Below are 15,332 nucleotides of genomic sequence, written 5' to 3'. Positions count from 1 at the left end.
AACTTTCCGGCCCGGCCGCGGGTGATCCGCGACCGGGCCGGAACCGTTCGGGTGAGGTGACCACCGGGGCGGTCGTCCGACGAGCCCACGGGCGGTCGGACGACCTCCGGCGCCGATCAGGTCCCGGCCGACCAGGCGCTCTGCAGATTCTTCAGCGCATCGGCGTCGAGACCCGACGCCGCCATGGGAGCGAGATGCCGCTGTACGGTCTCGCCGCCGGAATCCACGCCGGGCGCGGGCGGATTCGCGATGATCTCGTCCACTGCCGCGGCCAGATCGGCGATGGTGAAGTATTCGAACAGCAGTTGCGGAGCCAGCGGCAGCCCGGCCTCGTTCGCGCGGGAAGCCAGCTGGATCGCGATCACGCTGTCGCCGCCCAGCGCGAAGAAACCGTCGTCGCGCCCGACCTCGTCGATCTCGAGCAATTCGGCCAGCAGTGTGGCGATAGTCCGCTCGGTATCGGTCAGCAGGGTCGCGTCCGATCCGGTGACGCCCGCCGCCGCGACCGGCTGCTCGTGGCGGACCACTACGCGTCCGGTGTCCCAGTCCTCCGGCAGTACCCGGAGTTCACCGACCGGGCGGGCCGGTTCGGTGGCGAAGCTCTCCACCACCCGGGCCAGCACATCGGCGAAGACCGCGCCGGTCGCCGGTTCGTAGAGGTCGGTGTTGACCACGACGCGGGTCGTGAGATCACCGGTGGTCTCCACGGTGTAGTCGAAGTGGATATCCATGAACGACACTTCGTAGTGCTTGGCGATACCGGTGACCGTGGTGGCACCGTCGGCGGTGAAATCGGCCGCCGGCAACCGATGGCGGAAATGCATGACCACCTGGAACAACGGGTTGCGCGAGAGCGTACGCGGCGGATTGATCGTCTCCACCAGCCGTTCGAAGGGCACACCCTGCCGGGTGATCGCGTCCAGCGCCGCGTCCCGGACCCGGGTCAGCACGCCGCGCGGGGTGGGATCGCCGGAGAGGTCGTTGCGCAGCACGACCATATTCGCGAACAGGCCGATCATCCGGTCGGTCTGCTCGTCGAGCCGGTTGGCCACCGCGGCGCCGATCGGCAGATCGTCGCCGGCGCCGAGCGCGTGCAGGGTCACCGCGCTGATCGCCTGGCACAGCATGAAATCGGTGGCGCCCGCCGCTTCGGCCTGCTGCCGGGCGGCCTGCCAGGTGGCGGCGGGCACCACACGGGTCGCACTCGCCCCGTTGCGGGCCAGGACGGCCGGACGCGGATGGTCGTGGGCGACCGCGATCTCGTCCGGCATTCCGTCGAGTGCCGCGCACCAGTAGTCGAGGAGTTCCCGGCCGTAGGCGCTGACCGCGCCCTGCCCGGGTGCGCGGTCGAAGACCTCCCGCTGCCAGATGGCGAAATCGGCGAACTGGATGTCCAGCCGGGGCCAGTCCGGCGCCCGGCCGGCCAGCCGCGCCCGATAGGCCGTGGTCAGGTCCTCGACGTAGATATCGCAGGAGGCGCGGTCGGCGATGATGTGATGCATGAGGATCGACAGCACATGGGTGTGCTCGTCGAGCACCAGCAACCGCACCCGCAACTGGATCTCCGTGCGCAGGTCGAATACGTGGGCGGCGTCCGCGGCCAGCTCGGACTCCAGCCGTTCACCGGGATCGCCCCCGCCCGCGCGCAGGTCGACCACCGGCACGGGAACCGGCGCCGGCGGGGCGATGTGCTGGTACGGGATGCCCTCGTGCTCGGGGAACGTCGTCCGCAGCGACTCGTGGCGGGCGGAGACATCGGTGACCGCGGCGCGCAGCGCCTCGATATCGAGCGGGCCGTCGAAACGCACGGGGTAGGTAACGTTCTCGCCGTCGATCGCGCCCTCCATCCGACGCTGCAACCAGTACATACGCTGCGAATAGTTCAGTGGAGTGCGTTCAGGGCGGTCACGACGTACCAGGGCGGGGCGCGCCGGGGCGCGGTTCGGGCCCGGGTTCTCCGCCACCGGGCCGTCCGGAACCTCTTCGGTCTCGTCGAATTCGGCCATATCGTCGATATCGATGCCGAACTCGTTCTGGAACTCGGTCACGATATACGCGGCGAGACCACCGACCGTCGGGGTGTCGAACGGCACCCGCATATCGATCTCGAGCCCGAATTCGGCTCGGATCATGGAGATGAGTCGCGCGGCGAGCAACGAATGGCCGCCCAGTTCGAAGAAGGAATCATCGCCGCCGATCCGCGGCCGGTCGAACAGCCGGCCGTAGAGTTCGGCGATACGCCGCTCGGTGGGCGTGCGCGGCTCCCGGAATTCGCGGGCCAGGTTCAGCTCCGGAACGGGCAGTGCCCGGCGATCCAGCTTTCCGTGGGTGGTGAGCGGAATGTGGTCGATCACCGTGAACGCCGCGGGCACCATGTACTCGGGTAGCCGGGCCGCCACCCGCGCGCGCAGCGCATCCAGGTCGAGTTCGGTGCCGGGGACCGGCACCGGGTACGCGGCCAGGATCTGGCCGAGCGAGGGATGCTCGGTGACCACCACGACCGCGTGCGCCACCTCCGGATGATTGCTGATCGCGGCCTCGACCTCACCGAGCTCGATCCGATGACCGCGCACCTTGACCTGTTCGTCGGTGCGCCCGATGAATTCGATGACCCCGTCGGCTCCGCGCCGGCCCAGATCACCGGTGCGATAGAGGCGCCGGCCGGGGCGGAACGGGTCGGCGACGAACCGTTGCGCGGTCAACGATGCCCGGTCGTGGTAGCCGCGGGCCAGCTGATCGCCGCCCAGGTAGATCTCCCCGACCACCCCGTTGGGTACGAGTTGCAGCGCGTCGTCGAGCAGGTAGAGGTGCACATTGCGGTTCGGGACGCCGATCGGCACGATCCCGGTCCCCTGCGGGCCCTCGACCGGCATATGGGTGGAGCACACCACGGCCTCGGTCGGACCGTAGTGGTTGCGCAACTGGGCGTCGAACCGTGCGGTGAACCGATCGGCCACCTCGCCCGGCAACGCCTCGCCGCCCACCGGCATATGCCGCAGGGAGGTCCAGTTGTTGATCTCCGGCAGCATCAGGAACGTGGCCAGCATCGACGGCACCATGTGCAGCACCGAGACCCCGTGCCGGGTCACCAGATCGGCGACATAGGGAATATCGCGATAGGCGTTCGGCTTCGGGATCACCACGCAGGCACCGACGTACTGCGTCACGAAGATATCCATGAGCGAGGCGTCGAAACTCACCGAGGTGGACTGGAGTACCCGATCCGCGGGTGTGAGCTCCCATTCCGCGGCGAAACTGGCCAGATGGTCGGCGATCGCCGCGTGCGGGACCGGAACACCCTTCGGCCGCCCGGTGGAACCGGAGGTGTAGATCACGTAGGCGATATTCCCGGGGTGCAACGCCGCCACCCGGTCGCGGTCGGTGGGGTCGGTATCGGGCAGGGATTCCGCGGCGGCGACCGCCTCGGCGTATGTGCTCTCGGTGAACAGCAGCCGCGGCCGCGCGTCGTCGATCAGGTAGTCGACCCGTTCGGCGGGATAGCCCGGGTCGATGGGCAGATAGGCGGCACCGGCCTTGAGGATCGCCCAGGCCGCGACGACGAAATCCACCGAGGTGGCCAGGCCGAGCGCGACGATGTCCTCCGGGCCGACCCCGCGACCGATCAGCCAGTGCGCCAGCCGGTTCGCGCGCGCGTTGAGTTCGGCGTAGCCGAGTTCGATCTCGTCGGAGATCAGCGCGAGATTGTCCGGCGTCGCGGCGACCCGTGCTTGCAGCTGCGCCACCAGGGTGGTCGGGATGTACTCGGCCAGCGGCCCGTGCGATACCTCGAGCACCGCGGCGCGGTCGGCGCCCAGGATATCGATCTCCGAGAGGCGGCGGCCGGGCTCGGCCAGCACGGTGTCCATCAGGTGCAGGTAGTGATCGAGCAGTTGGTCGACGGTACGCCGGTCCAGCCGGTCGACCAGGTAGGTCGCCTCGACCCGGGCGCCGGATTCGTCCGCGACGATCATCAGTCCCAGCTCTTCCTGCGCCACCGCGTTGGCGAGCGGGAGTTCCGTGGACCGCACACCGGGCAGCTCGAAACCGTTGACCGCGCGGCGCATCGCAAAGCTGAGCTGGACCAACTGCGCCAGGCCGTCCCGGCCGGCCACCCGGTCGGGACCGACCGCGTGCACCACCTGTTCGACACCCACGCCCTGGTGAGCGAACGCCCCGGTGCAGGTCTCGACAGCGGATTCGAGCAGAGTGGCGAAGGTGGCGTCGCGTTCGGCGCCGGAGCGGATCAGCACCGTGTTGCCGAAATAGCCGAGCAGCGCCTCGGCACCCCGCCCGGACCGGTTGCTCACCGGCACCGAGATCAGGAAATCGGTGGCCGCGGTATAACGGCGGACCAGCGCCTGGAAGCCGGCCAGCAGCACTGTGAACGGGGTCGCCGAATACTGCCGGCCGATCGTGGCGACACGGCTCATCAGCCCGTCCGGCAAGGTCCGCACCCGGGTCTCCGCGTCCCGGCTGTGGCCCGCCGCCGCGGACCGGCCCGGCAGTTCGAGGCGGCTGGGCAGCGGGGTCAGCATCTCGCGCCAGTACTCGAGATCGGCGGTATCGGTCGCCGCGTCGCGTCCCCGTGTCCCGGCGAGATCGGCGTACTGGACCGTCAGCTCCGGTAGTGCCGTTCCCCGGTAGGCCGCAGTGATCTCGCCGAAGAAGACCGACCAGGAATCGTCGTCCCAGCCGATGTGGTGCACGGTCAGGATGAGCACATGTTCGGCGACCGCCGTTCGGGCCAGCGTGACGCGAAAGGGCGCATCACGGGTGAGGTCGAACGGTCGGGCGAACTCCCGGCGGGCCAGTACCTCGACCCGGCGCTGCCGACCGCTCTCCGGAAGCTCGGTGAGATCGTGGTCCTGCCAGGACAGCTCGATATCCTCGCGGGAGGTCTGATAGGGCTCGCCCGCCTCGTCGACCTGGTAGACGGTCCGCAAGATCTCGTGGCGCGCGGCGACAGTGGCGAAGGCGGTCCGCAGCCGCGCGGCATCCAGGTCGCCGTCGAGCCGGTAGGCGACACAGATGTTGAGGGTGGTGTCGTCCGGGTCGAGCCGCTGCACGAACCACATCCGGCGCTGCGCATCCGACAGCGGGCTGGGATCCGCGCCGCGCCGGGACGGCGCCACGGGCTCGGGCGCGGTGATCGCCTGTTCCTCGAGCCGCTGCTGTAACAAGCGTCTACGCCGCTCGAGAATGTCGTCTGCCATAGCTGTCCTTCGGAATCGCTGCGTGAGTTTGGGTTCGCGGGTCAGGCCCCGACCGGGCCGGCGGCTTTCGGATCGACCGGGCCGAACGCGCGGATGAGCGCCGCCGTGGCGTCCTGCCAGATCTCGACGAACCGCTCGATATCGGATTCGGCGAACAGCGCTTCGCTCCAGCGCAACAGGGTCACCAGCTGGGGGCCGTCCGGGGTCGCGCCGATACCGGCGAGCACGTCCAGGGCGCATCGCAGACCGAAATCGGGCTCCGGCGCCAGCGGCAGGTTTCCGATCAGTTCGTGCTCGGAGACCGGATTCCAGGCGGTGCCGGTCCCGGTCAGATCCACTCGACCCAGGTAGTCGAACAGGATCTGCGGTCCGGGAGCCGCGACGAGATCGGGATCTTCGGCCAGATAACGCAGCACACCGTAGTCCAGGCCGTTGTTCGGGATAGCGGCCACCTCGGCGGCCACGGTCGCCAGCAGGGCCCGGACCCGGGCCGGGTCCCGCCCGGCCACCGCGAGATCCACCGGTTCGGCTCCGGCCCCGAACCGCGCCGGGAACATGCTGGTGAACCAGCCCACCGTATGAGAGGTGTCGATATCCGGGCCGAGTACCGCGTCCTCACGCCCGTGCGCCTCCATCGCGACATAGGCCCCGCCGGCGGCGTCCTGCCCGCGTTCGGTCCGCCAGGTCGCCAGGGTCACCACCAGAGTGGCGATCAGGAACTCGCGCACCCCGGCGACGGCGGCCGGGCTCTCCAGCAGCGCGGCAGTGGTGTCCGCCGAGGTGTGCAGCCGCAGCGCCCGGTAGGACCCCCAGTTGTCGGTGGCGGGATCGGGCCGGCGGTGACCGAGCACCGGGTCGGGAAGCGCGAGCTGTTGCCGCCAATAGTCGCGCTGCGCCCGCACTTCCGGTAGTTCCCCGCGCGCCCGCAGGGCCGCCGCGTACTCGCGGTATCCGGTGTGCTCGACCGGCGGGCGCAGGACCGGGATCCGGCCCGCCGCGACCCCCGGATCGGCGGTGAGTTCGGCCCAGCTCGCGGCGAGGTCCGCGCTGATCACATACCAGGAGACCGGGTCGACGGCGAGGTGGTGCACCGTGAGCAGCAGCAGATCGGTCGGACCGGGCCGGGCGATCCGGGTCGCGTAGATCAGCCGGCCGGCCGGCGGATCGAGTCGGCCGGCGTCGGCGTGCGCCCGCGCGGAGATGGTGGCGGGAAGATCCGCGCCGCTCGCCACTGTGCTGAGTATCTCCGCCGCGAGCACCGCGCCCGGTTCCCGCGTGTACAGCTCGTAGCCGGTGGCGGTCTCGGTGAACCGGGCCCGCAGCAGGTCGTGCCCGTCCAGCAGCGCCTGCAACACCGCCAGCAGTTGCGGTTCGGTGATGCCGGCGGGCAGTTCCAGCAGCGATCCCAGCGAGAACCGCCGGTAGCCGCCGTACTCGTGCATCCAGGACAGGATCGGGACCCGGCCGACCGCACCGTATTCGGCGGCCGCCGGTGGACGCTGCCCGGTGCTGCCCGAGTCCACCCGCTCGGCCAGTTCGGCGATGGTGCCGACGTCCAGGATCATCCGGGGTGTGGTCGCGATCCCCGCCCGGCGCAGCCCGTTCACCAGGGACAGGGCGACGATACTGTCCAGGCCGAGTTCGATGAGGTCCTCGTCGACGCCCGGCTCGGGACCGCCGGTCAGTTCGGCGATCACGGCACAGATCGCGCGTTCGGTCGCCGTGCTCGCCGGGGTGCTCCCGTCCCGGTCCGCGGCCGCGGCGGCCAGCGCCTCCAGCCGGCGCACATCGAGTTTGCCGTTACCGGTCATCGGCAGGGCGTCCAGCGCCAGGATCCGCTGCGGCACCATATAGGCGGGCAGCGAGCGGGCGAGTTCGCCGCGCAGACCGTCGGCCCGGAATCCGGGCCCGGTTCCGGTCACGAATCCGACCAGTGCCGTACCGCCGGGCCGCCGATACGGCAGTACCGCCGCCGTGCGCACCCCGGGCAGACCGGCCAACGCCGTCTCGATCTCCGCCGTCTCGATCCGGTATCCGCGGATCTTCACCTGCCCGTCGGCCCGGCCCAGGTAGGCCAGGTCCCCCGACGGCAGTCGTCGCACCAGGTCGCCGGTGCGATACATTCGCGCGCCGGTCCGGTAGGGGTCGGCGACGAAACGTTCCGCGGTGCCGGCCGGGCGCCCGGCGTATCCGCGCGCGAGCTGCGCACCGGAGAGATACAACTCGCCGACCACACCGTCGGGTACGACGCGCAGCCGGGAGTCGAGGACATAACCCACGGTGCCCGCGGTGGGGGCGCCGATCACCGGTATCGAGCTAGTCCCGGACACCGCGGCGACAACGGCCTCGACCGTGGTCTCGGTGGGGCCGTAGCAGTTGTGGACGGCGGTGCCCGACAGCGCGCCGAGCTGCCGCCACAGCGGGACACCGATCGCCTCGCCACCGAGCGCGAGGACCGCCAGCGGTACATTCCCGTGCTCATCGACCAGGCCGGCCGCGGCGAGTTGTGCGAACATCGAGGGGGTCGTGTCGATCATGTCCAGTTCGTAGCGCCGGATCCCGGCGACCAGCCGGGCGGCGTCCCGCATCTCCGCCGGACCGAACAGATGAACGGCATGGCCGTCGAACAGGCCGATCAACGGCTGCCACGAGGCGTCGAAACTCAGCGACCAGGCGTGGGCGATCCGCAACGGCCGGCCCAGCCGCGCCACGGCCGGCCGGTACACCCGTTCGCGGTGATCGGCGAAGTAGGCGGCGAGCGCGCTGTGGGTTCCGACCACACCCTTCGGTTCGCCGGTGGAACCGGAGGTGAAGATGAGATACGCGCGCTGCCGCGGGCGGACCGGTACGGGCAGCGCGGTCCGGCCGGGGTCGGTCGCCGCCGCGGTCTCCATATCGAGAAGGGGTGGCAGGCCGGCGATTCCGGCGAGGCCGGCGGCGCCGGTCAGGACCAGACTCGGCCGGGCCTGCCGGAGAATGGATTCGATGCGCGCGGCCGGCAGCTCGAGATCGAGCGGCACGTACGCGGCGCCCGCGGCGAGCACGCCCAGCACGGCGACGACGGATTCGGCCGAACGCGGGAGAGCCAGCGCCACCACATCTTCGGCACCCACCCCACGGTCGATCAGCGCCGCGGCCACCCGGTACGCGGCCGCGGCCAGCTCGCGATAGGTGAACTGCCGCTCGGCGGTACTCAACGCGAGCGCGTCCGGAGTCGCCGCCACCTGCCGGGCGAACAGTTCCGCCACACCCACCTCGCGCACATCGGGAGCCGGCGCTGCCGGTTCACGCGGCTGTTCCCCCGGCAGGAGGACATCCGGTGCGGCGGCGCCGGTCTCGGCGAGGTCGGGTAACCGGCGCAGCACCTGGGCGAGCCGTTCGGGCAGATCCGCCGCCGAGATATGGCCCAGCAGCGCGGGTACCGCCTCCACCGCCAGCGTGAGCTCACCGTCGAGCAGATACGAGACCACGGCCAGCGGATAGTGCGTGAGACCCTGCGACTCGATCACGGTGCACCGCGTGCCGTCGGTCAGCGTGACCGGCCGCAGCACATCACCCACCGGCACGTTCTCGAAGACGAACAGGGTGTCGAAGAGGCTGCCGCGCCCGGCCGCCCGCTGGACGGCCGAGAGACTGAGGTATCCGGCGTCGCGCATCGCGACCGCTTCCCACTGGATACGGCGGCAGGTGCCGAGAACCCCCGGTGCGCCGCCGGACCCGGTGTCGAGCCGCACGCGCACGGGAATGGTGTTGATGAACAGGCCGATCATCGTCTCCACCCCGGCCAGCTCGTCGGGACGGCCGGAGACCGTGGTACCGAACACCAGATCGTCCCGGTCGGTGAGCCGGCCCAGCACCACCGACCACGCGTACTGGACGGCGGTGTTCAGCGTGAGCCCGCCCGCCCCCGCCCAGGCACGGAGCCGGGCGGTCTCCGCGCGATTCATCCGCAGCACATGAGTTTCGGGCACGATGGTGTTGATCGCCGAATCGGCACGGTCGCCGAGGATCAGCGGTTCGGCACCGGCCAGGTATTCGGTCCATTTGCCGAGGTCGGCGGCGCTGTCGCGGGCGGCGAGCCAGCCGATGTAATCCCGGTACGGGCGCGGCGCGGGCAGTCCGGCGGCCGATCCACCGGCCTGGTAGATCGCGTACATCTCCCGGAAGAACACACCCAGGGACCAGCCGTCCATGAGCAGGTGGTGGGCGGTCAGGATCATGCGGTGCGAGCCGTCGGGCAGGGTCACCCACACCACTCGCAGCGCGGGACCGCGGGCGAGATCGAATCCCGTACGCGCCTCCGATTCGGCCAGTGCCGCGTATTCGTGCGGATCGGCACTGCGCTCGAACCAGGGCAGCGTCACCGAACCGGGCACGATCTGCACGGGTTTGGGCAGATCCCGGTCCCAGAAGGCGGCCCGGAGGTTGGGGTGACGGCGCAGGATCACCTCGATACTGCGCCGCAGCAGGTCGCCGTCCACCGGACCGGTGATCTCCACTGCGAACTGCATGGTGTAGAGATCATCGGCACCGGCCAGCCGAGCCAGCGAGAAGAGCCCCTCCTGCAGTGGGCTCAGGGCGAGGACATCCTCGATCTCGGGCGCCGCGTTCTCGTCGGCCACAGGTGTCTTCGTCTTCTCCGTCATGAAGGCGACTCCTCAGCCGTTGTCCTGGGAGCCTGATCTCGCGCAGGCCCGCTTACGCTAGCGACTTAGGTTAGCCTATGCAAAACCTGACTGTCAGGTGTTCCCGGCCCGGCGAAGGCCGATTCTCTACTATCGACGTCCTGTAAATTACGATAGCCTTACCTAACTCATCAGGCGCTGGGCGTAGCGATGAACGGCTCGCCGGGTCGCACTGAGAGCCGACTTCGCTGCCCCGCCGCCTGTCACCGAGCGAGCAGATGATCGTGGAGGAGCACCATGTCACCCGGACCCCGTTGGATCAGGCAGTTCCACAAGCCGACCGCCCCCGGCCGGCCACCGCTGTTGATATTTCCGCACGCGGGAGCGGGCGCCTCGGCCTATCGCACCTTCTCCAAGGCCTTCAGCGCGTACTACGACGTCGTCGTATTCCAATACCCCGGACGGCAGGACCGCATCCACGAACCCGCCCTGGCGACCCTGCCGGAAATCGCCGCGGGCGCCTTCGCCGAATTCCGGGATACGGACGGCCACGGGAATGTGCCCATCACCACATTCGGCCACAGCATGGGCGCGATGGTCTCCTTCGAATTCATCCGGCTCGCCGAGGCGGCGGGGACGCCGATCCGGCAGGCGTACATATCGGCCGCCGTCGCCCCGCATATCGCGGACACCAAACCGCCGACGCCCAAAGAAGACGACGCCCTGCTGGACCATCTCACCCGTCTCGAAGGCACCACCGGGGACGTGATGACCAACCGGGAACTCATGCGGATGACCCTGCCCGTCGTCAAACAGGACCATCTCGCGTCCGAGAGATATTCCTGCGGGGACGATATCCGGATTTCGGCGCCGATCCACGTGATCGGCGGGGACAACGATCCGATCGTTTCGCCGGCCGAACTCAACGGCTGGCGCAAGCACAGCGACGAGGTGGAGATCACCGTTTTCGAAGGCGGGCACTTCTACCTGAACAACCACGTCACCGAATTGGCCGAATTGATCGCGCCGACAGTCTGATCCGCCCAGCACCTGACGAGGACAACAATGACATCGACGGCCGGACCGGACCGCGATCACACAGTAATCTCCGGAATGGCCGTGGAGGCCCCCGGCGGAATCGATACCCTCGGCGCCTACTGGTCGGCCCTGGTGAACTCGCGCGAACTGATCGGCCCGTTCCCGCGGGACCGGGACTGGCGGATCGAAGAACTGCTCTCACTCGGCGAGCTCGAGGGGTGGGGCCAGGTCAGCGACGCGGGCGGATTCCTCGATCGCATCGCGGAGTTCGATCCGTCCTTCTTAGGGATCTCCCAGCGCGAAGCCCTGGCCTCGGACCCCCAGCAACGGGTGGGACTGCGCGTCGCCTGGCGGGCGCTGGAGAACGCCGGCATGAATCCCGGTGCGGTCGACGGCGCGGATGCCGGCTGCTACATCGGTGCCTCGCCGATGGAGTACGGGCCCGGCCTGAGCGAGATCAACGAGCACACCGGTTTCCGCACGGTGGGCGGTGGGCAGCTGGGTGTGGCCGGACGTATCTCCCATGCCCTGGGCCTGACCGGCCCCTCGATGTGTGTCGATTCCGCCTGCGCCTCGTCGCTCACAGCCCTGCACCTCGCGGTTTCCGCGATCCGCAACGGTGAATGCGACTGGGCGGTGGCCGGAGCGGTCTGCGTGATGAGCTCGCCGATGGCGTTCTACGAGTTCGCCAAGAACGGCGCGCTGGCCCCGGACGGGCACTGCCGGGCCTACTCCGACGAGGCGGCCGGGACGCTGTGGGGTGAGGGCGCCGTGGCCCTGCTGGTCGAACCCGAGTCCCGGGCCCGGGCGTTGGGACATCCGATCTACGGCCGAGTGCTGGCCAGCTATACCAACCACAACGGCAAGGGCCGCCCGATCCTGGTGCCGCGCGCCGACGCCCAGGAGAAACTGGTCCGGCGGACCGTCCGGCTCGCCGGAATCGATCCGGCCGATATCGGCATGATCGAGGGTCACGGCACCGCCACCCGAGCCGGCGACGTAGCCGAACTCACCGCGTTGCAGAACACCTACGGCGCCGCCGGCGGGGACCCGGTGCTCGGATCGGTGAAATCCAATGCCGGGCACGCCCAGGCGGCCGCCGGCATGCTCGGGCTCGCGAAACTGCTGCTCGCCGGCAGGCACGGCGAGATCCCGCCGACCCTCTACGCCGACAATCCGACCACCCGGATCGACTGGAACCGGTCGAGCCTGCGGCTGGCCACCACCGTGGAGCCCTGGAAGCCGACGGACGGCGTGCGCTACGGCGCCGTGTCCTCGTTCGGCGCGGGGGGCGCCAATGCCCACGCCGTCATCGCCGTCCCCGCGCACGAGGAGAACGACCATTTCTGAGTACCAGCTGCCCGACGGGACCGTTCCGCTTCTCCTGTCGGCGCCCACCCCCGCGCTGCTCGCCGCGGAGGCGCGCGCCCTGCTCGGCTATCTCGAAACCCGCCCGGACGTACCCGTCGGGCGGGTCGCGGAGATGATCTTCCGGACCCGAGTGGCCCGGCGGTATCGCGCGCTGGCCATGGTCACCGATACCGCCGGAGCGATCGATGCCCTGCGTGCCGTGGCCACGGACAGTGAACATCCCCGGGTCGTCCGCTCCGGCGCCGCCGCGGCCGGACGCGGCATCGCGTTCGTCTTTCCCGGCCAGGGCGGGCAGCGTCCCGGGATGGGCCGGCTCTTCTACGACCGGATCCCCGCGTTCCGCGCCGAGGCGAACCGCTGCGACGAGGTCTTCCGGGAACTCTTCGACGAGTCCCCGCTGGACTACCTGCTCGACGACAGCTCCCCCGCCGACGACAGCGCCCATCTCGTGCAACCCGCCCTGTTCGTGCAGATGGCCGGGCTCGCCGCCGCGTGGCGGGCGGCCGGGGTGGAACCGGCGGCCGTGCTCGGACACAGTCAGGGCGAGATCGCCGCGGCCTACGTCGCGGGGCTGATGACGCTGCCGGACGCCGCCCTGGTGGTCGGCACCCGGGCCCGCGCGGTGGACACCATCTCCTCCGACGACTACGCCATGGCGGTGATCGCGGCCGATCGCGAAACCTGTGAGGATCTGCTGGCCCGCCGTTCGGGGTGGGCGCAGGTCTCGGTAGTGAACTCGCCGCATATGGTCGCGCTGTCGGGGGAACGCGATACAGTCGCCGAAGTCGTGGACGCCTGCACCGAGCAGGGCATCTTCGCCAGGGTCATCCGGGTCCGGTATCCGGCGCACACCAGCATGGTCAACGAGTTCCGCGGCGCCATCCACGACGCGGTGAAGAACCGGCTGGGCGACCAGCACTTCGCGAGCGGGGAAATCGCCTGTATCGGTGCGACCTTGGGCGCCGAGATCACCCCCGACCTGCCGATCGGCGATTACTGGTTCTGGAACCTGCGCAATCCGGTGCGCTTCGACCGGGCGGTCGCGGCCGCCACGAGACGCGAGATCGGCACCTTCGTCGAAATCGCCGAGCACCCCACCCTGCAACTGGCGATCCAGGAGAATCTGACCGCGCTGGGCGAGCAGGGCGCCCGGGTGGTCGGCAGTTCGAACCGGGCGGCCACCGATCTGCGCGAATTCACCCGGAATCTGGCGGTTCTCGCTGTCGACGAACCGGATTTCCGCTGGGCCGGCCTGCGGGTCGACGCGGATACCCCGCCCGCGTTACCGCTGCCGGACTTCCCGCACGCCCAGATGAACGAGGTGCGGTTGTGGTTGCCCGGCGCCGCGACCGCACCCGCCGTCGCCCGGGCCGCGGTGGCACCGGCTCCGCAGGCGGTGCCACCGGAACCCGGTACCGCCCCCGCGCAACTGATCGTCGAACGCTGGACCCGCCTGACCCGCCGGAAAATGGCCGCACCCCGCCATCTGGGCATCATCGACCACACCGGCGAGCGGGCCGAGCTCGCGGCTCGGCTGTGTGCCGAGGCGGCGCATCACGGGGCCACCGCGCAGGTCGTCGATCCCGCGCACGGGCCGGTCACCGGCGATATCGACACCCTCGTGGTGCTGCTGCCCGAGTACCCGGAGTCCACCGCCGCGGCGGTCGCGGCCGCCACCGCGGATTTCTTCGGCACCCGCGCGTGGTGGCCCGGCCTGTCCGACCGGATCACCGGCTGCTGGCTGGTGACCACCGGCGGTGAGGCGGTTCTCGCCGAGGATCCGGCTCCGCACCCGGTGCCCGCTGCCGCCAGTGCCGGTTTCCGCTGCGCCGGTACCGAATTCCCCGGCGTCGCCTTCGCGCACCTGGACCTGGCGCCCGGCGCGGTCGCCGCGGGACCGGTCCTGACGGCACTGCACACCGCCGGCGAAACCGAACTCGCCCTGCGCGACGGCGGACTCTACGCCAAACGCCTGCACCCGGGTGAACCCGGCGAGGCCGCGACGACCCCGGCGAATATCGTCATCACCGGCGGTACCGGCAGCCTGGGCCTGCGGATCTGCGAACACTATGTGCGAGCCGGCACCGCCCACATCACCCTGGTGAGCCGGTCGGGAGAGAGCGCGGAGGTCACCGCGGCGCTGCGACCCCTCCGGCAGAGCGCCACCCGTATCCATGTCAGCGCCTGCGATATCGGTGATCCGGCCGCCATGGCGCGGCTGGCCGGGGAACTGCGCGACCGGCCGGCTGATCTGGTCTTGCACGCCGCCGCCGATTACGCGGGCCTGTCCGAACTGGAACTCGACGCGATCGGTACCGACCAGGTGCGGCGAGTACTCCACGGGAAGACGCTCGGTGTCGAGAACCTGCTGGACTCGCTACCCCGCACCCGGGAATGCCGGATCGTGCTGTTCTCCTCCCTCGCGGCCACCCTGGGTGGCCGCGGAAAGATCATCTACGCGGCCGCCAACCGGATGCTCGACGCCTACGCCCACCGTGCCCGGGCCGAAGGATACGACTGCGTCTCGATCCAGTGGGGACAGTGGGCGGACTACCGGGGACAGAACGCCACCGATACCGCACAGCTGGCCGCGGTGGGCTACCTCCCGATGAGCGCGGCGGACGCCATCGCCCTCGGACTGGGCGGGTTGCGGGACAACGCCGTCGTCGCCGCGTTCGATTGGGACCGTGGACGGTCGGTACTCGACGCCTACGGCTACGGGCCGGTGCTGTCCGAACTGCGCACGCCCACATCGGCGCCCGCGACGGACACCGCGGCCGCTCCCACGCCGGCCCCCACCGCCGGTCCGGCGGATATCGGGAACCGGGTGGCCGAGGTACTCACCGAGGTACTGGGCGCCGACGACAGCGACAGCCTGGATACCTCCCGGCCCCTGGTGGCCCTCGGACTCGACTCCCTGCAGGCGCTGGAGTTCCGCCGCCGGATCGAACACGAATACGGCTACGAGCTGCCCGTATCCGATCTCCTCGGCGGCGCGACCGTCGAAACCATCGTGGCCGCTCTCGGCGGGCACGCGCAGAGCGCACCGGACCGGTCCCCGGTGGCCGCCGCGCGCGGGCCCGAG

The 15,332-nt window shown here is 70.1% G+C and carries 4 protein-coding genes and 1 pseudogene; 3 read left to right on the top strand and 2 right to left on the bottom strand.

Translation table 11 applies throughout. From position 1 onward, the window contains the following. Window positions 1-116: 116 nt before the first annotated feature. Together ABZV91_RS11400 and ABZV91_RS11395 are read right to left on the bottom strand one after the other, a co-directional pair. Window positions 117-5,213, bottom strand: coding sequence for an amino acid adenylation domain-containing protein (locus tag ABZV91_RS11400; protein ID WP_355239022.1), 5,097 nt, complete (start codon window positions 5,211-5,213; stop codon window positions 117-119). 41 nt (window positions 5,214-5,254) lie between these two features. After that, window positions 5,255-9,859: an amino acid adenylation domain-containing protein gene (locus tag ABZV91_RS11395; RefSeq protein WP_355239020.1), complete on the bottom strand. Its 4,605-nt coding sequence runs from the start codon at window positions 9,857-9,859 to the stop codon at window positions 5,255-5,257. 276 nt (window positions 9,860-10,135) lie between these two features. Here ABZV91_RS11395 and ABZV91_RS11390 point away from each other — a divergent pair, with 276 nt between their 5' ends. The 3 genes and pseudogenes from ABZV91_RS11390 to nbtC all read left to right on the top strand — a co-directional run. Next, a complete protein-coding gene (locus ABZV91_RS11390) occupies window positions 10,136-10,876 on the top strand; it encodes an alpha/beta fold hydrolase (protein ID WP_355239018.1) in 741 nt (246 codons plus the stop codon). 27 nt (window positions 10,877-10,903) lie between these two features. Continuing rightward, window positions 10,904-12,226, top strand: coding sequence for a polyketide synthase (locus ABZV91_RS11385; protein WP_355239015.1), 1,323 nt, complete (start codon window positions 10,904-10,906; stop codon window positions 12,224-12,226). A 55-nt stretch (window positions 12,227-12,281) separates the two neighbouring features. Beyond that, a pseudogene (gene nbtC, locus ABZV91_RS11380) lies at window positions 12,282-15,287 on the top strand (nocobactin polyketide synthase NbtC); the annotation flags it as partial. Window positions 15,288-15,332: the final 45 nt, after the last annotated feature.

It is taken from the genome of Nocardia sp. NPDC004568 (assembly GCF_040609955.1).
Lineage (GTDB): Bacteria > Actinomycetota > Actinomycetes > Mycobacteriales > Mycobacteriaceae > Nocardia.
The sequence above is the reverse complement of the archived record's forward strand: the minus strand, read 5'-3'. Positions and strand labels throughout refer to the sequence as shown.